Origin of the sequence: Streptomyces narbonensis (assembly GCF_014649015.1) — a bacterium.
Taxonomy (GTDB): domain Bacteria; phylum Actinomycetota; class Actinomycetes; order Streptomycetales; family Streptomycetaceae; genus Streptomyces; species Streptomyces narbonensis.
In genome coordinates this window covers 16,229-36,190 of the sequence record NZ_BMSF01000030.1, presented here as the reverse complement: position 1 = coordinate 36,190, position 19,962 = coordinate 16,229, and the positions used below count along the sequence as shown (strand labels likewise).

The 19,962-nt window shown below is 73.1% G+C and carries 18 protein-coding genes and 1 tRNA gene; 5 read left to right on the top strand and 14 right to left on the bottom strand.

Annotated features, from left to right (window positions below; all coding sequences use genetic code 11):
• Positions 1-105: 105 nt before the first annotated feature.
• Positions 106-180: transfer RNA gene (locus tag IE124_RS32985), tRNA-Val, on the top strand.
• Between the two features lie 53 nt (positions 181-233).
• Here the strand turns inward: IE124_RS32985 and IE124_RS32980 are convergent.
• From IE124_RS32980 to IE124_RS32970, 3 genes are all read right to left on the bottom strand, one after another.
• Entirely contained in the window at positions 234-512 is a 279-nt protein-coding gene (locus IE124_RS32980) for a TFIIB-type zinc ribbon-containing protein (RefSeq protein WP_189513528.1), read from the bottom strand.
• Between the two features lie 58 nt (positions 513-570).
• The gene (locus tag IE124_RS32975) at positions 571-1,533 is read right to left on the bottom strand and encodes a phosphotransferase (RefSeq protein ID WP_189513533.1); all 963 of its coding nucleotides are present in this window, start codon (positions 1,531-1,533) and stop codon (positions 571-573) included.
• 263 nt (positions 1,534-1,796) lie between these two features.
• Positions 1,797-1,964, bottom strand: coding sequence for a hypothetical protein (locus IE124_RS32970; RefSeq protein WP_189513526.1), 168 nt, complete (start codon positions 1,962-1,964; stop codon positions 1,797-1,799).
• Between the two features lie 529 nt (positions 1,965-2,493).
• Between IE124_RS32970 and IE124_RS32965 the strand changes: the two genes are divergently transcribed.
• The gene (locus IE124_RS32965) at positions 2,494-3,678 is read left to right on the top strand and encodes a serine/threonine-protein kinase (protein ID WP_189513524.1); all 1,185 of its coding nucleotides are present in this window, start codon (positions 2,494-2,496) and stop codon (positions 3,676-3,678) included.
• 96 nt (positions 3,679-3,774) lie between these two features.
• Here IE124_RS32965 and IE124_RS32960 read toward each other — a convergent pair whose 3' ends face one another.
• The 8 genes from IE124_RS32960 to IE124_RS32925 all read right to left on the bottom strand — a co-directional run bounded on the left by IE124_RS32960 (position 3,775) and on the right by IE124_RS32925 (position 14,999).
• Entirely contained in the window at positions 3,775-4,593 is an 819-nt protein-coding gene (locus tag IE124_RS32960) for a TrmH family RNA methyltransferase (protein WP_189513522.1), read from the bottom strand.
• Between the two features lie 75 nt (positions 4,594-4,668).
• Positions 4,669-5,910: a uroporphyrinogen-III C-methyltransferase gene (gene cobA / locus IE124_RS32955; RefSeq protein WP_189513520.1), complete on the bottom strand. Its 1,242-nt coding sequence runs from the start codon at positions 5,908-5,910 to the stop codon at positions 4,669-4,671.
• Positions 5,911-6,151: 241 nt separating this feature from the next.
• Positions 6,152-9,817, bottom strand: a complete 3,666-nt coding sequence (gene cobT, locus IE124_RS32950; RefSeq protein ID WP_189513518.1) for a nicotinate-nucleotide--dimethylbenzimidazole phosphoribosyltransferase — start codon at positions 9,815-9,817, stop codon at positions 6,152-6,154.
• Between the two features lie 307 nt (positions 9,818-10,124).
• Positions 10,125-11,423, bottom strand: coding sequence for a precorrin-6y C5,15-methyltransferase (decarboxylating) subunit CbiE (cbiE, locus tag IE124_RS32945; protein WP_189513516.1), 1,299 nt, complete (start codon positions 11,421-11,423; stop codon positions 10,125-10,127).
• A 73-nt stretch (positions 11,424-11,496) separates the two neighbouring features.
• Positions 11,497-12,132 (bottom strand): GNAT family N-acetyltransferase, encoded by a 636-nt coding sequence (locus IE124_RS32940; RefSeq protein ID WP_189513510.1) that lies wholly within the window; start codon positions 12,130-12,132, stop codon positions 11,497-11,499.
• 186 nt (positions 12,133-12,318) lie between these two features.
• The gene (locus IE124_RS32935) at positions 12,319-13,182 is read right to left on the bottom strand and encodes a MetQ/NlpA family ABC transporter substrate-binding protein (RefSeq protein WP_189513508.1); all 864 of its coding nucleotides are present in this window, start codon (positions 13,180-13,182) and stop codon (positions 12,319-12,321) included.
• A gap of 93 nt (positions 13,183-13,275) precedes the next feature.
• Complete coding sequence (locus IE124_RS32930; protein ID WP_189513506.1) at positions 13,276-13,944, bottom strand: methionine ABC transporter permease; 669 nt, start codon at positions 13,942-13,944, stop codon at positions 13,276-13,278.
• Positions 13,941-14,999 (bottom strand): methionine ABC transporter ATP-binding protein, encoded by a 1,059-nt coding sequence (locus IE124_RS32925; RefSeq protein WP_189513504.1) that lies wholly within the window; start codon positions 14,997-14,999, stop codon positions 13,941-13,943. The genes IE124_RS32930 and IE124_RS32925 overlap by 4 nt, the downstream gene beginning before the upstream one ends.
• 647 nt (positions 15,000-15,646) lie before the next feature.
• Here IE124_RS32925 and IE124_RS32920 point away from each other — a divergent pair.
• The gene (locus IE124_RS32920) at positions 15,647-16,009 is read left to right on the top strand and encodes a hypothetical protein (protein ID WP_150272016.1); all 363 of its coding nucleotides are present in this window, start codon (positions 15,647-15,649) and stop codon (positions 16,007-16,009) included.
• Between the two features lie 2 nt (positions 16,010-16,011).
• Positions 16,012-16,449, top strand: a complete 438-nt coding sequence (locus IE124_RS32915) for a hypothetical protein (protein ID WP_189513502.1) — start codon at positions 16,012-16,014, stop codon at positions 16,447-16,449.
• 27 nt (positions 16,450-16,476) lie between these two features.
• On the opposite strand, the gene IE124_RS32910 is transcribed toward IE124_RS32915, so the two are convergent.
• From IE124_RS32910 to IE124_RS32900, 3 genes are all read right to left on the bottom strand, one after another.
• The gene (locus IE124_RS32910; RefSeq protein ID WP_189513500.1) at positions 16,477-16,971 is read right to left on the bottom strand and encodes a GNAT family N-acetyltransferase; all 495 of its coding nucleotides are present in this window, start codon (positions 16,969-16,971) and stop codon (positions 16,477-16,479) included.
• 37 nt (positions 16,972-17,008) lie between these two features.
• A complete protein-coding gene (locus IE124_RS32905; RefSeq protein ID WP_189513530.1) occupies positions 17,009-17,506 on the bottom strand; it encodes a sigma-70 RNA polymerase sigma factor region 4 domain-containing protein in 498 nt (165 codons plus the stop codon).
• Positions 17,507-17,845: 339 nt separating this feature from the next.
• Positions 17,846-19,024 (bottom strand): glycerophosphodiester phosphodiesterase, encoded by a 1,179-nt coding sequence (locus IE124_RS32900; RefSeq protein WP_189513498.1) that lies wholly within the window; start codon positions 19,022-19,024, stop codon positions 17,846-17,848.
• 225 nt (positions 19,025-19,249) lie between these two features.
• On the opposite strand from IE124_RS32900, the gene IE124_RS32895 reads away from it, so the two are divergent.
• Positions 19,250-19,921 (top strand): lysophospholipid acyltransferase family protein, encoded by a 672-nt coding sequence (locus IE124_RS32895; RefSeq protein ID WP_055646436.1) that lies wholly within the window; start codon positions 19,250-19,252, stop codon positions 19,919-19,921.
• Positions 19,922-19,962 lie beyond the last annotated feature (41 nt).

Sequence of the window (19,962 nt, the reverse complement as noted above, 5' to 3'; positions counted from 1 at the left end):
CTCAGCGGGAGAGCGCTTCCCTGACACGGAAGAGGTCACTGGTTCAATCCCAGTATCGCGCACGCAGCACGTAGTATCTTCGGGTACGACGTGTGCACCACCCCCGCGCGATTAGCTCAGCGGGAGAGCGCTTCCCTGACACGGAAGAGGTCACTGGTTCAATCCCAGTATCGCGCACCACCTGAAGAAGCCCCCGGCCGCAGCTCGCGGCCGGGGGCTTCTTCGTGCTCCGCTCAGGAGGAGAAGAGCATCCGGCCGAAGCCGCGCTGGCGGTAGTGACCGCCGTGGTGGCCACCCTGGTGCGGGGCACCCCAGGCGGGAGCCGCGGGGGCCTGCTGCGCCGGGTAGGCCTGCGGCGGCGGCGCCTGCTGGACCCACTGGGACTCCAGGCGGGTCAGGGCCTCCAGCTCGCCGAAGTCCAGGAATATGCCGCGGCAGCCGCTGCACTGCTCGATCTGGACGCCGTTGCGGTTGTACGTGTGCATGGCCGCATGACACTTGGGACACTGCATGCTCGGCTCAACTCCCTGACATTGCCGTTCGAATGGTGGCTTCACCTTACGTGGACGCCTAAGGAGCCGAATCGGTTCGATGTCCGGCAATCCGCCCACAGGTGTCGATCATCACGTCCTCCACCTCGTCGAGCGATCGGCGCTCGACCGTGGACTTGGCGACGGCCAGGGCCGCCGTCTGGACCGTCAGTGCCCGGGCGGGGACGTCGAGTTGCACCCAGGGGTCGCCTCCGACGGCCGGCCCGTCCGCTTCCCGGTAGGCGTCGAGGAAGCGCGACCACACGTCCGGCGGCAGGATGCCCGCGGCGAACCAGGCGGCGGGGCGGGCCAGATCCCACGCGGGATCGCCGAGGCCCAGGTCGTCGACGTCGATGAGCCGCCAGGGCCCGTCACCGACCGGCCGGGGCTCGCGCACCAGTTGGCCGAGGTGGAAGTCGCCGTGGCAGAGCAGCCGGGGGCCCGATTCCCCGCCGCGGGGGATCGTCCGCCAGGCACTCAGCACGACGGCGGCGGCCGGGTGGTCCGGTGCCGTGCGGAGCATCCGGTCCACGGCGAGCGAGACCTTGAGCGGGGCCCGCATCTCCGGGAGCCGCGGGGCCGGCTCCCGTGGGGGCGGCGTGCGGTGGAGCAGCGCGAGGAGCCGCGCCGCCTCCTCCCAGGGGGCGGCGTCGGGGTCGTCCGGGGCGACGGGCGCACCGTACGGCCAGAGGCTGACGGGACGGCCGTCGAGTTCGGCGCCGCGCTGCGACGGGACGGGGAGCGGGAGCGGCTGCAGGAGGACGCCGGCCACGTCGGGGTGGGCGGCGAGGGCGAGGCGCGCACGGTGCGCCTCGGGGTCGGTGTCGGGCGCGTGCGCCTTGGCGACGAGCCGCCCGTGGCGCACGACGGTCCCGTCGTCCCGGTCGGCGAGCACCCCGACGAGGCCGCTCGCGCAGCGGCAGGGCGCGCCGGGGCGGTGAGCGGCGGCGCGCGCGACGGCGGCGAGCCGGTCGAGGACTTCGTACGACTCGGACCGGTCGATCCCGTCGGACCCCTCGCGTCGGTCGGACGGGTCCGGCGGGTCCGGCGGTGCTTCCACGGCCGACCGGCCGAGCGGCGTCGGGGCGGGCGAGAGCGGGTCTGCGGGGTCCACGCGGGGAGCGTACGCGCTGTTCCGGAGAGCGCGAAGGCCGGTCAGCTCCCCAGCTGACCGGCCTCACGCTGCCGTCCGCCACACCCCCGTCCCCACGGGGCTGATGGCCGTGTGTCCCCGACCCGGGCCGCTCTCCCAGGTCCGGGCGCTGTTCAGCGCCCCAACAACACGCCCACGGACGACGCCTGTGTGACCACTGCTTCCCAGCCGCCGAAGACGACGACGAGCAGGGCCGCGAGAGGGAGGACCATGGCCGTGGCCACCAAGGGGTGACGGCGGCCCGAAGGGCTGGTGGTCGACCGCGGTGCCGTGTACGCCATGGTTCCTCTCCTGTCGTGGTCGGCGCGGCGGGTGCGTGACCTCGGGGGACGAGTGCTGCACCCGCCGCTGACAACAACACTAGGGAGCGGGGGGCGCCCGGGCGTCATGCCCGCGTACCGACTTGCGGGCCTCCCGGAGGATGACGACCGGCCGGACGGAGTACTCCCCTGGGTGGAGACGGGCACCCGGAACTGGGGGTCTTCCCGGAGGGGTCGTCCCCCTCCCCAGGGGTGTCGGGCAGGTCACCGGGCGTGACATCGCTCACTTCGCCGGGGCCCGTCCGGATCTCAGGCTTGCCCGAGCCCTCCCCCGGGGCCGCGAGACGCCCTTCGAGCCGTGCCGGGGTTCTCGCGAGCCTCCGTCAAGTGATCAGCCGGAAAAGGGGGTTGAGGGTGCAGCCGGGTGCCCGCTTCCCCCTTCCGTCCCCCTCAGCACTGACAATCGATCCCGGTGCGAGGGCGCGGCCTATGAGCACGTTCGGGCGCCACTACGTAAGCTGTGCCACGTCGAACGGACGAGGGGACGGACATGGCGATGATGCGGCTCCGGCGCGAGGATCCGCGGATCGTCGGGTCGTTCCGGCTCCACCGCAGGCTGGGGGCCGGCGGGATGGGGGTCGTGTACCTCGGGTCCGACCGGCGCGGTCAGCGCGTCGCGCTCAAGGTCATCCGGCCCGATCTCGCCGAGGACCAGGAGTTCCGGTCCCGTTTCGCCCGCGAGGTGTCCGCGGCCCGGCGGATCCGCGGCGGCTGCACGGCCCGGCTGGTCGCCGCCGACCTGGAGGCCGAGCGCCCCTGGTTCGCCACCCAGTACGTGCCCGGCCCCTCCCTCCACGACCGGGTCGCCGAGGAGGGCGGACTGCGCGCCGCCGACGTGGCCTCCATCGGGGCCGCGCTCTCCGAGGGCCTGGTCGCCGTCCACGAGGCCGGCGTCGTCCACCGCGACCTGAAGCCCTCGAACATCCTGCTCTCCCCCAAGGGCCCCCGGATCATCGACTTCGGAATCGCCTGGGCCACCGGTGCCAGCACGCTCACCCACGTCGGGACGGCCGTGGGCTCGCCCGGCTTCCTCGCCCCGGAGCAGGTGCGCGGCGCGGCCGTCACCCCGGCCACGGACGTCTTCTCGCTCGGCGCCACCCTCGCGTACGCGGCGATGGCCGACTCCCCCTTCGGGCACGGGAGTTCGGAGGTCATGCTCTACCGGGTCGTGCACGAGGAGCCGCATCTTCAGGGCGTCCCGGACGCGCTGGCCCCGCTGATCCGGGCCTGTCTGGCGAAGGACCCGGAGGAACGCCCCAGCACGCTCCAGCTGTCGATGCGGCTCAAGGAGATCGCCGCCCGTGAGGCCCAGGGCCTGCCGGTCGCGCGGCCGCCCGTCCAGCGGGAGCGGACCGAGGAGCGGAATCCGGCCCGGCCGACCGAGCGGTACACGGAGCGGGACACCCGCGGCCGGGGTTCCGAGCGGGACGCGGAGCGGGAGCAGCGGGGACAGGCGCGGGGTGCGAGCCCTGCCTCGCGGCCCTCGGCCGGGCCGCGGACCGGCGGCTCACGGGCTCCCCAGTCCCGTCCCGGCACCCGGCCGGGCGCCCGCTCGACGTCCACGGGACGCCGTCCGGCCAACCCCCGTCTGCTGCGCCAGCGGCTCTTCGTCTTCGTCGTCGTGACCCTGGTCGTGGCCCTGGGCATCGCCGCCGCACAGGCTCTGCAGGGCTAGGGGCAGGGCTAGAGGCAGGGCCGAACGGGGCCGGAAAAGCGACAAGCCGACCGGAGGTCGTCGGACCTCGGTCGGCTTGCGGCTTGGTTCACGCCGTCAGGAGTCCGGGCGGCCCGTCGCCACCGCGTAGAAGGCGACCGCCGCCGCCGCGCCCACGTTGAGGGAGTCGACGCCGTGGGCCATCGGGATCCGCACCCACTCGTCGGCCGCGCGCAGCGCCTGCGTGGAGAGGCCGTCGCCCTCCGCGCCGAGCATCAGTGCCACCCGCTCCAGCCGGTGCGGGGCCGCCTCGTCGATCGACGTCGCCTTCTCCGCCGGGGTCAGCGCGAGGATCTTGAACCCCGCTTCCCGCACCGCCTCCAGGCCCCGGGGCCAGGTGTCCAGTCGGGCGTACGGGACGGAGAAGACCGCGCCCATCGAGACCTTGACGGAGCGACGGTAGAGCGGGTCCGCGCAGTCCGGGGAGAGCAGGACCGCGTCCATGCCCAGGGCGGCGGCGCTGCGGAAGATGGCGCCGATGTTGGTGTGGTCGTTGACCGACTCCATGATCACCACCCGGCGGGCGCCGGCCAGCAGCTCCGTCGCGCCCGGGAGGGGCTTGCGCTGCATCGAGGCGAGGGCCCCGCGGTGCACGTGGTAACCGGTGACCCGCTCGGCGAGGTCCGGCTGGACCGCGTACACGGGTGCCGGGACCTCGTCGATGACATCGCGCATGACGTCCACCCACTTGGCGGAGAGCAGCATCGACCGCATCTCGTAACCGGCCTGCCGGGCCCGGCGGATGACCTTCTCGCCCTCCGCGATGAACAGGCCCTCGGCGGGCTCGCGTCTGCGCCGGAGCTCGACGTCGGTCAGGCCGGTGTAGTCGCGCAGGCGCGGGTCGTCGGGGTCGTCGATCGTGATGAGTTCGGCCACGGGGTGATACTGCCTTGTCCGGGGTGTGGTGCCAATGGGGTGCGACGGCGGGTGACAGGTTTCCGTTACCTGTGGTTACTTCACCAGCTTGCCGGGGCCCTCGGCGACGACGTCGCCGATGACGATGACGGTCGGCGGGCGGACCTCCTCGGCCTTGACCGTCTCCGCGACCGTCGCGAGCGTGGCGTCGACCCGGCGCTGGGTCGCCGTGGTGCCCTCCTGGACGAGCGCCAGCGGAGTGTCCGGGGCCTTGCCGTGGGCGATGAGCGCCTCGGCGATCTTCCCGATCTTGTCGACGCCCATGAGGATCACCAGCGTGCCGGTGAGCTTGGCGAGCGAGGCCCAGTCGACCAGGGAACGCGGGTCGTCCGGGGCGACGTGTCCGCTGACCACGGTGAACTCGTGGGCCACGCCCCGGTGGGTGACCGGGATGCCGGCCGCGCCGGGGACCGAGATCGAGCTGGAGATGCCGGGGACGACCGTGCAGGCGATGCCCTCGACGGCGAGCGCCTGGGCCTCCTCCATGCCGCGGCCGAAGACGAAGGGGTCGCCGCCCTTGAGGCGGACGACGGACCTGCCCGCCTTCGCGTGCTCGATCAGCGCGTTGTTGATGGCCTCCTGGGCCATGAAACGGCCGTACGGGATCTTGGCCGCGTCGATCACCTCGACGTGCGGGGGCAGTTCGTCGAGGAGGTCGCGGGGGCCGAGTCGGTCGGCGATGACCACGTCGGCCTCGGCGAGGAGCCGGCGTCCGCGGACGGTGATCAGGTCCGGGTCGCCGGGGCCGCCGCCGACCAGGGCGACGAAGGGGGTACGGGAACGGTGCGCGGGCGCGGCCAGGGAGCCGTCCCGGAGGCCCTCGACGATCGCGTCGCGCACGGCGGCGGAGCGACGGGGGTCGTGGCCGGTGAGCACCGCGACGGTGACGCCCGCGTCGCGGCCGGTGGCCGGGGTCCAGGCGGTGGCCGACTCGGCGTCGTCGGAGCGCACGCACCAGGTGCGGGTGCGCTCGGCCTCGGCGGAGGCCGCGGCGTTGGCGGTCGCGTCGGTGGTGGCCACCAGTGCGTACCAGGTCTCGGCGAGGTCACCGTCCTCGTACCGGCGCTTCACCCAGGTGATCTCGCCCGCCTCGGCCATGGCCTCCACGGAGGGGGTCGCGGACGGGGAGATCAGCGTGATGTCGGCGCCCGCGGCGATCAGTGCGGGCAGCCGGCGCTGGGCGACCTGGCCGCCGCCCAGGACGACGACGCGACGGCCCGCGAGACGGAGACCGACGGGGTAGGCGGGGTGCGCCGCGTGCTCGGTGTGCTCGGCCATGGGTGAGCGGCTCCTCGGAGGGGCTGTGCGGGTGCGGGCCGCTGCTGCGGTGAAGCGGCTGGTGAGGGTGGGCGGGAACGCCTGGTGCACACGATATCGGGGGTGCGTGGCCGTCACGCTGTGACGGATCTCCCGGTGGGGGCGTCCGTGCGCGTCCGGGCGTGGGGGCGCTCCGGAGGGAGGACGCACCCCGGCGCGTCTCCCCTCCCCCCTGGGAAGGGTGGGGGACGCGCCGATGGTGCTACTTCTCGGTGACTCCGGCCGAGTCGAACGTGGCCACCTCGTGCATCGCGCGGGCCGCGCTCTGGACCAGGGGCAGGGCGAGCAGGGCTCCCGTGCCCTCGCCGAGGCGCAGGTCGAGGTCGACCAGAGGGCGCAGACCCAGCTTGTTCAGGGCCGCCACGTGGCCCGGCTCGGCGCTGCGGTGGCCGGCGATGCAGGCCGCGAGCGACTCCGGCGCGATCGCGCGGGCCACCAGGGCCGCCGCTCCGGTCGAGACGCCGTCCAGGATCACCGGGGTGCGCAGCGAGGCCGCGCCCAGGATCAGGCCGACGAGGGCCGCGTGCTCCAGGCCGCCGATCGCCGAGAGGACGCCGATCGGGTCCGCCGGATCCGGCTTGTGCAGGTCGAGGGCGCGGCGGACGACGTCCACCTTGCGGGCGTGCGTCTCGTCGTTGATGCCCGTGCCGCGGCCGGTGACCTCGGCTGCGTCCACCCCGGTGTACACCGAGATGAGCGCGGCGGACGCGGTGGTGTTCGCGATGCCCATCTCACCGGTGAGGATCGCCTTGTTGCCCGCCGCCACGAGGTCGCGGGCCGTCTCGATGCCCACCTCGATCGCGGCAAGGACCTCTTCGCGGGTCATCGCGAGACCCGTGGTGAAGTCGCCGGTGCCTGGGCGGACCTTGCGGGGCAGGAGACCGGGAGTGGCCGGGAGCTCGGAGGCGACGCCCACGTCGATGACGCAGACCTCGGCACCGACCTGGTTCGCGAAGGCGTTGCAGACCGCTCCCCCGCCGAGGAAGTTGGCCACCATCTGGCCGGTGACCTCCTGCGGCCAGGGCGTGACGCCCTGGGCGTGGACCCCGTGGTCGCCGGCGAAGATCGCCACGGCCGCGGGCTCCGGGATCGGCGGAGGGCAGACCCGGGAGAGGCCGGAGAGCTGCGCGGAGATGATCTCCAGCATGCCCAGGGCGCCCGCGGGCTTGGTCATGCGCTTCTGGCGCTCCCAGGCCTCGCCGAGTGCCTTGGCGTCCAGCGGGCGGATGTTGGCGACGGTCTCCTGGAGGAGGTCGTGCGGCTCCTCGCCGGGCAGGGCGCGGCGGCCGTACGTCTCCTCGTGGACGACCCAGGCCAGCGGGCGGCGCTTGGACCAGCCCGCCTGGGCCAGCTCGGGCTCGTCGGGGAACTCGTCGACGTAACCCACGCAGAGGTACGCGACCACTTCGAGGTGCTCGGGCAGGCCGAGGGTGCGGACCATCTCGCGCTCGTCGAAGAAGCTGACCCAGCCGACGCCGAGGCCCTCGGCGCGGGCGGCGAGCCAGAGGTTCTCGACGGCGAGCGCGGAGGAGTACGGGGCCATCTGCGGCTGCGTGTAGCGGCCGAGGGTGTGGCGGCCGCCCCGGGTGGGGTCGGCGGTCACGACGATGTTGACCGGGGTGTCGAGGATGGCCTCGATCTTCAGTTCCTTGAACTGCTTCGCCCGGGCCTTCGGCAGCGACTTGGCGTACGCCTCGCGCTGCCGCTGGGCCAGCTCGTGCATCGTCTGCCGGGTCTCGGCGGAGCGGATGACGACGAAGTCCCAGGGCTGCGAGTGGCCGACGCTGGGGGCCGTGTGGGCGGCCTCCAGGACGCGGAGCAGCACCTCGTGCGGGATCGGGTCGGAGCGGAAGCCGTTGCGGATGTCGCGGCGCTCGCGCATCACGCGCAGGACGGCCTCGCGCTCGGCGTCGTCGTAGCCGGGCGCCGGGGCGGTGGCCTCCGGGGCGACAGCGGGCTCCTCGTCGGTGACGACGGGCTCGTCGGTGGCCGGGACGGCGTCCGTGACGGCGAGGTCCTCGGCGACGACGGGTTCGTCGGCCGCCGGCTCCTGCTCGGTGACGGCGAGCCCGTCGGCGGCCGGGAGTCCCTCGGTGACCGGGAGCTCGGCCGCGACCGGGAGCTCGTCGGCGACCGGGGCTTCGGGTGCGACCGGCGGCTCGTCGGCGACCGGGGGCTCGGCCGGGGCGACGGCCTCGTCGGCGGCCGGGAGTTCGTCGGCCTCCACCAGCTCCGCGGCGTCCACGAAGCCCTCGGGGTCCGTCTCCGCCTCGGTGACGGCCTCGGGCTGCGCGGCCACCGGGTCGTGGGGCTCGGCGAGGACGGGCTGCGCCGGCTGTTCGGGCTGCTCGGGCTGTTCGGGCGTCACGGGCTCGGCCGCAGCCGCCGGCTCCGCCTGGAGCTCCGCATCGGCCGGAACCTCGGCCTGGACCTCGGCCTGGACCTCGGCCTCGGGAGCCTGCTCGGGCAGGGGCTCGGGGGCGGCCTCCGCCACGACGGGGGTCTCCACCGGCGCCTGCTCCACCGGAGCGTCGGCCACGGCGACGGCCTCGACGGCCGGCTCGGCGGGAAGCTCCACGGCGGGCTCGGGCAGGACCTCGGCCTCGGTCTCGGGTACGAGAGCGGGGGCCTCGGCGGCGGGCTCGGCCTCGCGCGGTGCGGGCACGGTGGCCTGGACCTCGGCCTCGGCCTGCTCCGGCTGGTGCTCGGGGGCCTCGGCGGGCTCCTCCGCCGGCGCCTCGGGAGCCACGGCCACGGGAGCGACGGGGGCCACCGCGGCTTCGACGGGCGCCACGGCCTCGACGGCCTCGGCGGGCTCGACAGCCTCGGCGGGCTCGAAGGGCTCGACGGGCTCTTCGGCCGGAGTCGGGGCCAGGTGCGGGGCCGTCGGGACGGAACCCTCGACCTGGACGAACTGTCCGGTCTGCGGGACGACCGTTTCTGCGGGGAGGACCGGCTCGGGCGCCACCGCCTCCTGCGGCTGCGCGGCCCACGGCTCGGCGCCCTGCGGCGCGAGCTGCTGGTCCTGAGGGATGTCGAAGTACTCGGGGCCCGTCGTCGGCGGTCCCTGGTTCCGCAGGGGCATCGGCGCGGGCGCGGTGGCCACGACCGGCGCGGGCTGCGGAGCCTGGGTGGGCGCGGCGGCCGGGCCGCGGTCGGCGAGCGAGAGCACGACGCCGCCGGCCTCGGGGACGGGCGGGCCCATGTGCAGCGGGCGGCGGGCGGGCGGCGGGACCGGGGCGCCGACGGGCGGCGGGACGCGGACGCCACCGAGGTCGACGGAGCCGGAGTCGCGGCCCGCGGCCTCGTGGGCACCGGTGTCGAGGATGCCGGGCTCGTAGCCGTGGTCGGCGAGGACGGGCTCCTGCGCGGCGACGGGAACGCCGTGCGCCGGGGTGCCCTGGGCGGGCATGCCATGCGCCGGGGTGCCGTGCGCCGGGGTGCCGTGCGGCGGAGTTCCGGCGTTCTGGGGCTGCGGCGGCGTCTGGCCCTGAGGAGCGGTCAGGACGTCGGCGAGGACGAAGGAGTCCGGGAGCGGGCCCGTGAGGGGGTCGGTGAGCGGGTCGCCCATCGGCGCCGCCTCCGGGGCCGCCGGCGGAGCGGCGGTCACGGGCGGAACGCCCTGGTGCGGGACGACGGGGGCCCCGAGGGGGGCCGGTACGGCCACCGGGGGCGCGGGCGCGACGCCCGGCGGGTGCTCGCTCCAGGCGCCCTGGGCGCCCGGCATGAGAAGGATGTCGTCGTCCTCGGCTGCGTGCTCGGAGGGGTCCAGGAAGGTGTACGCGCCCGGTGCGGGGATGCCCGGCTGCTCGACCATGCCTGCGTTCTCCGGCAGTCCCTCGCCCGGGACCTGGCCGGTGTCCGTCATGCGTACCCCTCGCCCATCGCTTGTGCTTCCTTCAGACCTGCGCCCGTCGAGAACAACGAGCGCACGCGCCGCGCGGCACGAAGGACGCGCGGACACCCACTCATTGTCGCGGCCCTCGGCCGTCGTGGCAGGCAGATCCGCCACGGCGTGCTGTGGACTGCGCCACGTCGCGCGGTCCCCCCTTTGCTGCGTACCACATCAGCGAGCCGGAGGGGCTGCCGATTCGAGACATTCGAGAACCAAATGCCGAACGTCCCGGTGCGGTACAACAATCGGCCAGCCTACCTGCCCCCGCGGGGCGGCGGGGTCACGGGGCGCTGTCGTTCCTGCGTCCGGCCAGCAGAAAGACCACCGAACGCTCGCGCTCCGACCAGTCGTCCGGGTCGAGCCCGACGGTCTGGAGCAGGAGGCTCTCCACCGTGTAGCCGCCCTCGGCGAGCGCGGTGCCGAAGGCCTCCGCCTCGTCGCGCGTGGAGGCGTGGACGACGATGCGCTCGGGGCGCCGGTCGGTGCAGGCGGTGACGACGGGGACACCGCCGGCCGCGATACGGACGACGTCCGGTTCGGGCAGGCTCTCCAGGATGTGCGGGGCGCGGCCAGGGACGGTCTGGAGGAGTACGCCGTGGCGGCGGGCGGCCGCCTCGGTGCGGGCGCAGGCGGCCGGGTCGGCGTCCACGGCGATGACGGCGGCGCCGAAGCGGGCGGCCTCGACGGCGAAGGCCCCGCCGGCGCAGCCGATGTCCCAGACGAGGTCGCCGACGCGGGGGCCGAGGCGGGCCAGTTGGGCGGCGCGCAGCGCCGGGTCCTCGCCCGCTCCGCGCCTGTCCGGCGGGGCGGCGCCGGCGGGGCCGTGCCCTCGCGCGCCGTGACCCTCGGGGCCGGATCCCTCGGGGGCGTATCCCTCGGGGGCGTACTCCTCGGCGGGCAGGCCCCAGCCCCGTACGGGTCGCACGGCCGGGTCCTGGCCCATGAGCCAGGGGGCTGCCGGGGCGCCGGCGCCGCCCACTCCCCCGATGACGAGGACGACGTTGGGGTCGCGCCAGGCGTGGTCGGCGGCCCTGTCGGAGGTGAGGACGGAGACCCGTTCGCGGTCGGTGCCGAGCTCCTCGCAGATGACGAAGGTGCGGTGGACGCCTTCGAGGAGGAGGGCGAGCTCGGCCGGTCCGGCGCCGGGCGAGGTGAGGACGGCGACCTTGGGGTGGGCGCGGCATACGTTCACGGCGCGCCGCAGGGTGCGCTGGTGGGCGACGACGATCCGGGCGTCCTCCCAGGGCATCCCGGCGCGGGCGAAGGCGGCGGCGACGGAGGAGACGGCGGGGACGACCTCGACCTCCAGGCCGTGCTCGGGGGCGCGCAGGGTCCGGACGACGCCGAAGAACCCGGGGTCGCCGTCGGCGAGGACGACGGCGGTGCCGCGGTGGCCCGCGATGCGGCGGGCGGCGAGGTCGACACTGCCGAGACGGACGCGTTCGGCGGCGGGGGGGACTTCGGGCAGCGCCAGGTGGTGGGCGGCGCCGGCCACCAGGGTGGCGGCGGAGAGCGCGGATCTGGCCGCCGAGGTGAGGGGCGAGCCGTCCCAGCCGATCACCGTGACCCGGTCCGCCATCGTCGTCTGTCTCCTGTTGGTGTCGTCGCAGGTCGGGAGCGTGCCGAGCGTACCCCGGGTCGGTCGCCGAGGCTCAGCTCCAGTCGGTGTACGAGGAGTATCCGGCTTCGGCCATCTGGTCGGCGACGCCGTCGAGGTCCTCGGGGAGGAGGCCCCAGAGGATGAAGTCGGTGCGCAGCTCGGTCCAGCTGCCGTCCTCGGTGCGGGTTCGGGCTATGCAGGCGTTGCGCAGGACGCCCTCGCTGATGCAGCCGATCTTCTGGGCGACCTGCTGGGAGGCGGTGTTGTCGGCCGCGGTGCGCAGTTCGATGCGCTCGAACTTCTGGTCGTTGAAGAGCCACTGGGCGGTGGCGAGCGCGGCTTCGGAGGCGTATCCCTCACCGCGCGCCCAGGGGGCGACGATGTAGGAGAGCTCGGTGGAGCGCACGCGCCAGTTCGTGTTGGTCAGCTGGACGATGCCCACGAGCCGCTGGGTGAGGAACTCGCTGACGCCGAGGTCGAGGCCGCGGCCGGCGGCGCGTTCGGTGGGGGCGTACTCGGTGATCCAGCGGCGGGCGGCGTCCTCGGTGTACGGCTGGGGGACGGCCGTCCAGGCGCCGACCATCTCGTCGTTCATCATCTCGGCGAGCGCCGGGGCGTCACCCGCTTCGAGCGCGCGCAGCACCAACCGGTCCGTGTTGATGGAGATGTCCGGAAAGGTGGTAGTCATGCTCAGCTCCATGCCGTGGACCGTCCGAATCGACCGTGAACGCACAGCATGCAGCATGCGGCCGTCGGCGCGCATGGCCGGGTGGGGAAGTGGCGAAGGCCCCGCGCACCGGACGGGGTGCGGGGGCCTTCTGCACAAGAACTGTACGAGGGAACCGGTCTGACGGGTCCTCGGATTCCGGAAGCCTTACTTGGCGACGGCTCCGAAGGCCGGGATGACCGAGCCCTTGTAGGTGTCCTCGATGTACTTCTTCACCTCGGGCGAGTTGAGGAGCTCGGCGAGCTTCTGCACGCGGGCGTCCTTCTCGTTGCCCTCCTTGACGGCGAGGAAGTTGGCGTACGGGTTGCCTTCGGCCTTCTCCAGGACGAGGGCGTCCTTCGCCGGGGAGAGCTTGGCCTCGATGGCGTAGTTGCCGTTGATGACGGCGGCGTCCACGTCGTTCAGGGCGCGGGGCACGGTGGCGGCCTCCAGCTCCTTGAACTCCAGGCCCTTCTTGTCGGTGATGTCGGAGATCTTGGCGTTGGTGCCCACGCCCGGCTTGACGGTGATCAGGCCGTTCTCGGCGAGCAGCTGGAGCGCGCGACCGCCGTTGGTGGTGTCGTTGGGGACGGCGATCGTCTGGCCCGCCTTGATGTCCTTCACCGACTTCAGGCTCTTGGAGTAGAGGCCCAGCGGCTCCAGGTGGACGTTGACCACGGGGACGATGGTGGTCTTGTTCTTCTGGTTGAAGTCGTCGAGGTACGGCTTGTGCTGGAAGAAGTTGGCGTCGACCTGGCCGGACTGGGTGGCGGTGTTCGGCAGGACGTAGTCCGTGAACTCCTTCACCTCCAGCTTCAGGCCCGCCTTCTCCGCCAGGTTGTCCTTGACGTAGTTGAGGATGTCGGCGTGCGGCGTCGGGGACGCGGCGACGACGAGCGGCTTGGAGGTGTCGCCGGAGCCGGCCGAGTCCTTGGCGGAGGACGGATCCGAGGAGGTGCCGCAGGCGGTGAGGCCCAGGGCGAGGGCGGCGGTGGCGGCGATACCGGCGGTGAGCTTGATGTTCTTACGCACGAAGAGTGCCTCTTTCCGGTGGTGCGGTGGACGCCTGGACAACAAGTCCGGGCTGTTCTTCGAAAAAACGAAGTCTGGGTGGCCGGGGGGCCGTTACGCGGTACGGCCCCGGCGGGCGAGGAGTCGGACGACTCCGTCGCCGATGAGCTGGACGACGGTCACGATCAGGACGAGGACGACGACCGTGACGAGCATGAACGTCGTGTCGAAGCGCTGGTATCCGTAGGTGACGGCCTTGGAGCCGAGGCCTTCGCCGCCGACCGCGCCGGCCATGGCCGAGTAGCCGATGAGCACGATCACCGTGGTGGTGACGCCCGAGACGAGCGAGGGCAGGGCCTGCGGGAGCAGCACCTTGCGGACGATGGTGGGGATGCCGCCGCCCATGGCCTGGACGGCCTCGACGAGCCCGTGGTCGACCTCGCGGATCGCCGTCTCGACGAGTCGGGCGAAGAAAGGGATGGCGCCGATGGCGAGCGGCACGATCATCGCGGTGGGACCGATGAAGGTGCCGACGACGAAGGTGGTGAAGGGGATCAGCGCGATCAGCAGGATGATGAAGGGCAGCGAACGCCCGACGTTCACGATCGCACCGACGATCTTGTTCACCGGCCGGTTCTGCAGCAGTCCGCCCTTGTCCGTGAGGACGAGGAGGATGCCCAGCGGCAGGCCGCCGAGCACGGTGACGACGGTGGCCCAGAGGACCATGTAGAGCGTGTCGACGGTGCCCTGCTCCAGCAGTGGCTGCATCTCGGACCAGGTCACTTGGCACCTTCCTTGGCCAGTACGGGCACGGTGGCCGCGGCGGCGTCCTCTTCGGCTTCGACGAGTTCGACCTGGAGGCCCTGCTCGCGCAGGAAGCCGACCGGGACGACGTTGTCCTCGTACCGCCCGGGGAGCTCGATCCGCATCCGGCCGATCTGCTTCCCGCCCACGGTGTCCATCGCCGCCCCGAGGATCGAGATGTCGATGTTGTAGGTGCGGGAGAGCTGGGAGATGACCGGCTGGGTCGCGGACTCGCCCTGGAAGGTGACGTCGACGACCGTGCGGTCGGGGCCGGTGGGGGCGCCGCTGACCGGGAAGAGCTCGGCCGCCAGCTGGGAGCCGGGGGTGGCGAGCAGTTCGGTGACGGTGCCGAACTCGACCACGCGGCCGTGCTGCATCAGGGCGGCGGAGTCGCAGATCGTCTTGACGACGTCCATCTCGTGCGTGATGAGCAGGACGGTGAGGCCCAGCTGCTGGTTGAGGTCGCGCAGGAGCTGCAGGATCGAGCGGGTCGTCTCCGGGTCGAGGGCGCTGGTGGCCTCGTCGGAGAGGAGGACCTTGGGCTCGCCGGCCAGGGCGCGGGCGATGCCGACGCGCTGCTTCTGGCCGCCGGAGAGCTGCCCCGGGTAGGACTTGGCCTTGTCGGCGAGGCCGACGAGGTCGAGGAGTTCGAGGGCGCGGCGGGAGCGCTCGGCACCGGAGACGCCGAGGATCTCCAGGGGGAGTTCGATGTTGTCCTTGACCGTGCGGGAGGACAGCAGGTTGAAGTGCTGGAAGACCATGCCGATGCTGCTGCGCGCCCGGCGCAGGTCCTTCCCGGCGCGGCGGCCCTTTCCGGCGAGGGCGGTGAGGTCGACTCCGTCGACGGTCACGGTGCCGGAGGTGGGGCGCTCCAGGAGGTTGACGCAGCGGATGAGCGAGGACTTGCCGGCGCCGCTCTGGCCGATCACGCCGAAGACCTCGCCCTCGCGGACGTGCAGGTCGACGCCGTCCAGAGCGGTGACCTGGCGGCCGCGCGACTCGTAGACCTTGGTCAGGCCCGAAGTGGTGATCACAGGGTTTCCGTCACTGTCGAGTGCGCGGCGCGGGGTCCGCCGGGCACGGGGCATTCGTCGTTCGGGCAGTCAGGCGCACGGAGGCCGTCCGGCGGATGGCCGGGGGCAGCGGGTGCGCGGGGCAGGCGCGGTCCACCGCCGGATGGCGGGAGGATCGGCTCGGCCGTCGAGTCTCGCTTCGGGGCGCGAGACGCTGGCGGGGGCCCTCAGAAGGCGCACATTCGACACATACAACGAGCACCGGGCGTCGTGATCGCCTCGGTCGCAAGGGTGCGGCTGCTCGTCGTGGTCATGTCTGCAAGTAAAGCATGCGCACTCGCGAACGAAAGGGGGGTGTCCGAATACCGGACGCCGGTGAGATGACATGCGGACAGGGGGCGGGACGGGCGGGGGGCCGCTTCCGCCCGGTGTGGCCTGGGAGGACGGGGCGGACCGGGGGTGCCGGCGGCACGGCTGGAGAGCGGCGGCGGGGGAGCCCGTGTGGTCAAGACCACTTCGCCGGTCGCGGGAGCCGGGAGGGTGGGAAGCGCATCGGACGGAGGCGGGGGGCGCGCGCACCGGGCCGGGAGGCGGGGGGCGCGCGCATCGGGCCGGGAGGCGGGGGGGCGCGCGCATCGGGCCTTTCGGACCGTAATACCCTCGGGCGCATGCTCGACGCCCTGACGGTCACGGTCTCCGTGGCCGCGCTCGCCCTCGCCGCCTGGTGCGGCTTCGCCGCCTTCCGGGACCAGCCGACCAAGGACTGGCACTTCATCGGCATGGCCGTCGTGACCTTCCTGGTCCTGACCCAGCTGGTCGTCGGCATCGTGCAGCTGGTGCGCGGCGAGAAGGCCGAGGAGGGCGCGACGATCTTCGTCGCCTATCTGCTGGGCGCGCTGTGCGCGGTGCCGATCGCCGGCTTCATGTCGCTCGCGGAGCGCAGCCGGTGGGGCTCGGCGACGGTGGCCGCGGGCGCGGTCGTCCTGGCCGTGCTCGAAGTGCGTCTCTACGACATCTGGACGGTGGGCTGACCATGACCGAGACGCAGGAGAAGGCGGCGCAGGGCAAGAGGTCCCGTCTCGTCTCGGGTCCGGGCATCCTGCTCGTCTGGCTGTACGGCGTGATGTCGGTCGGCGCGGTCTCCCGCTCGATCTACCAGATCGCGACCGAGTTCGACCGGGCGCCGCTGGCGTACGGCCTGTCGGCGGTGGCCGCGGTCGTCTACGCCTTCATCACCTACACCCTCGTACGGGGCGGGGAGACGGCCCGCAGGGCGGCGCTGGTCTGCTGCGCCGCCGAACTCGCGGGCGTGCTGATCGTGGGGACCTGGACGCTGGCCGAGCCGTCCGCCTTCCCGGACGCGACGGTCTGGTCGGACTACGGCTACGGCTACCTCTTCATCCCGGTCCTGCTGCCGCTGACCGGCATCTGGTGGCTGCGGAGGTCGCGCGCGGTGACGGCCGCCGCCTGAGGCGACGGCCCGACGGCCGCCGCGCCGTCAGGCGGCGGCCTTCTCCAGGGTCACCAGGGTGAGCTTGGGGCCCAGCTCGCGGGCGGACACCTGTGCGTACCCCTTGCTGCGGTAGAGCCGCAGATTGCCCTCGCTGCGGTGGCCGGTGAAGAGCTGGAAGCGCTTGGCTGAGGGCTCGGCCGGCGGGATCTCGTCGGCGAAGTGGCGCTCGATGCCGTCGAGAAGGCGGCCGCCCAGGCCGTGGCGACGCATGCGCGGGTGGACGATGAGCTTGGCGATGTGCACCGTGCCGTCCTCGTCGAGGCGGGCCCGCACCGAGGCGACGACCTCGTCGCCGAGCCGGGCCACCAGGCCGTACCCCTCGTCCAGTTCGGCGCGCAGGGCGTCGAGCGGCTGGGTGAGCGGTTCGATGGACCAGTCTCCGTACAGCTCCGCCTCGCTCTGGTAGCAGAGGTACTGCAGCTTCAGGATGTGCTCCGCGTCCTGCGCGTCCGCTGCTGAGATGGTCACACTCAGGCCCATGTGTGCACGCCTCCCGCTCATGTGGTTCGCCGTCGGTTTATCGCACCCTTCCCCGTCGGCCGGGGGCGGGAACCTCTGCAGCCAGCATTCTGCGCAGGCATCCCAGGCAACGGGAACGCATCGGCCCCAAACTGCCTTGTGAGATACCCAACTCTCCTGCGATTTCCCGGTAGGTGGGGTCCTGCGGATCGAGCATCGCGGTGAGCAGGCTCGGGCACCGGCCGGGCGTTCGAGTGACCGCGGCGCGCAGGGTGCGGTGGCGTTCGGCGACGAGCAGGGAGGTCTCCGGGGAGGCGTGCGGCCCTTCGGTGTCCGGCGGCGGGGCGGGCTCGTCCTCGTAGGGCCGCTCCCGGTCGGTGGTCCGGCGGGCGCGGCGGGCCTCGGCGCGGACGGCGCGGCGCAGCCAGTCGGCGGGGCGCTCGGGGGCGCCCGTCTCCTGGAGTCGCTCCAGGAGACGGAGCCAGACGGCCTGTTCGAGGTCGCCGGGGTCGACGCCGGCGGCCGGGGCCTCGGCGTCCGACTCGGCGGCGAGCAGCGGGGCGAGGGCGGCGAGGAGACCGGGGGTCTCGGCGTCGGTGGGGGTGGTTGCCGTGGCCGACGTGGTGGAGGTGGTCGCCGTGGCCGAGGCCGTGGGGGTGGTCGCCGGGGCCGACGTGGTGGGGGTGGTCGCCGGGGCCGAGGCGGTGGGGGTGGTCGCCGGGGCCGACGTGGTGGGGGTGGTCGCCGGGGCCGACGTGGTGGAGGTGGTGTCGGGGGTCGTCATGACCGGCACGATGTCCGGGTGCGCGGGCTCGGTTGCGATGCGGGTCCTAAACCACCCGGGAGGAGGCCGTTCGCCGCGGCGGCCGGGCCGAACGGCTCCTCTCGGGCTCCGTCAGCCTCGGGCCGCGGCGGTGAAGTCGTCCGCGGCGAGCAGTGCCGTGTCGGGGTTGTCGGAGAAGATGCCGTCGATCCCCGTCTCCAGGTACCGCTTCAGGGCGCCGAAGGAGTCGCCGTAGGCCGTCGGGTCGGTGCCCCGGCGGAAGTCGGCGGGCAGGAAGCTGTTCTCGTTGCGGTGCGTGTACGGGTGGAGGACCAGTCCCTCGGCGTGCGCGTCGCGGACGAGGGTGGTCGGGGTGCCGAGGCGCCCGGTCGCGTCCTTCGGGATCACCAGGTCGAGGGTGGGGCCGATGCCCCGCGCGTACGAGGCGATCCAGCGCAGGCCCGCGGGCGTCACCAGGTCGGCGACCGTGCGCGGGTCCCCGGCCTGGACGAAGTCCCAGGGGCGGCTGTTCGCGGCGGAGAGCAGGACCACCCCCGGGGAGTCCACCAGCTTCGCCAGCCGCTGGATGCTGCTGGGCTCGAAGGACTGGAGGAAGACCGGGGAGTTCGCGCGGTGGCGTCCGTACCGGCGCAGGAGCTTGGCCAGCCGCTCCTCCAGGCCGAGACCGAGGGAGCGGAAGTAGGTGGGGTGCTTGGTCTCGACGTGCAGCCACACCTCGCGGCCGCGGCGGCGGCCCTCGTCCTCGGCCCAGCGCAGCACCTCCTCGAAGGTGGGGATCGTCCAGCGGCCGTCGTAGAGGGTGTTCTCCTGGCGGGTGCCGGGGATCCGCTCCTTCGCCCGCAGCGTCTTGAGCTCGGCCAGCGTGAAGTCCTCGGTGAACCAGCCGGTGTACGAGGTGCCGTCGACGCTCTTCGTGGTCTTCCGGGAGGCGAACTCGGGGTGGTCGGCGACGTCGGTGGTGCCGGTGATGTCGTTCTCGTGGCGGCAGACGAGGTGTCCGTCGCGGGTGGGGACGAGGTCCTGCTCGATGACGTGGGCGCCCAGGTCGAGGGCGTGCCGGTAGGAGCCGAGGGTGTGCTCGGGGCGGTAACCGCTGGCGCCGCGGTGGGCGATGACGGTGGGGACGGGGAGGGAGCGGTAGCCGTGGCCACGGCCGCGGGCGTCGCCCCGGGCCTCGGCGGCGTGGGCGGTGCCCGTGGGGAGGGCCGTCGAGGCCCCCAGTACCGCAGCGGCTCCGGCCGCTCCGAGAACGGTCCGCCGTGCCGGGGTCCGGTGCTCGCCCTGGGTCATGAAGGCTCCTCCTGTGTGATGTCCCGCACCTGTCAACGGGAGCTCCGACGCTAGGCAAGAAGGCCCTACAAAGGGCAGACCTGCGTCGAACATGGCGGAAACACGCGTCAACACCGTGTATCCATTCGGTGAACCCGATGTGCGTACGGCGGTGACCCGCGAGTATCGTCGCCAGCTGCACCGTCAGCTGGTCCGACCCCGCGCCGCGTCACCCCGGAGGAACCGTTGTCCCGTCTCGCGATCATCAAGGCAGTGCTCGGGCCGGTCATGCGCCTGATGTTCCGCCCCCGCGTGGAGGGCGCCGAGAACATCCCCGGGGACGGTCCCGTCATCCTCGCCGGCAACCACCTGACCTTCATCGACTCGATGATCATGCCGATCTGCCTGGACCGTCAGGTCTTCTTCATCGGCAAGGACGAGTACGTCACGGGCAAGGGCATCAAGGGCCGGGCGATGGCCTGGTTCTTCACCAGCGTCGGCATGATCCCGGTGGACCGGGACGGCGGGCGCGGCGGTGTGGCGGCACTGATGACCGGGCGGCGGGTCCTGGAGGAGGGCAAGATCTTCTCGATCTACCCGGAGGGCACCCGCTCCCCCGACGGCCGGCTGTACCGGGGCCGTACGGGCATCGCGCGCCTCACGCTGATGACCGGCGCGCCGGTGGTGCCGTTCGCGATGATCGGCACCGACAAGATCCAGCCGGGCGGCGCGGGGCTGCCGCGCCCGGGCAAGGTGACGGTCCGCTTCGGCGAGCCGATGGAGTTCTCGCGGTACGACGGGATGGACCGCGACCGCTATGTCCTGCGGGCGGTGACGGACTCGGTGATGGCCGAGGTGATGCGGCTGTCCGGGCAGGAGTACGTGGACATGTACGCCACCAAGGCGAAGGCCGCGTGACGCTCTGACGCACATGACGGTGCCCCCGTACGGTCCTGCCG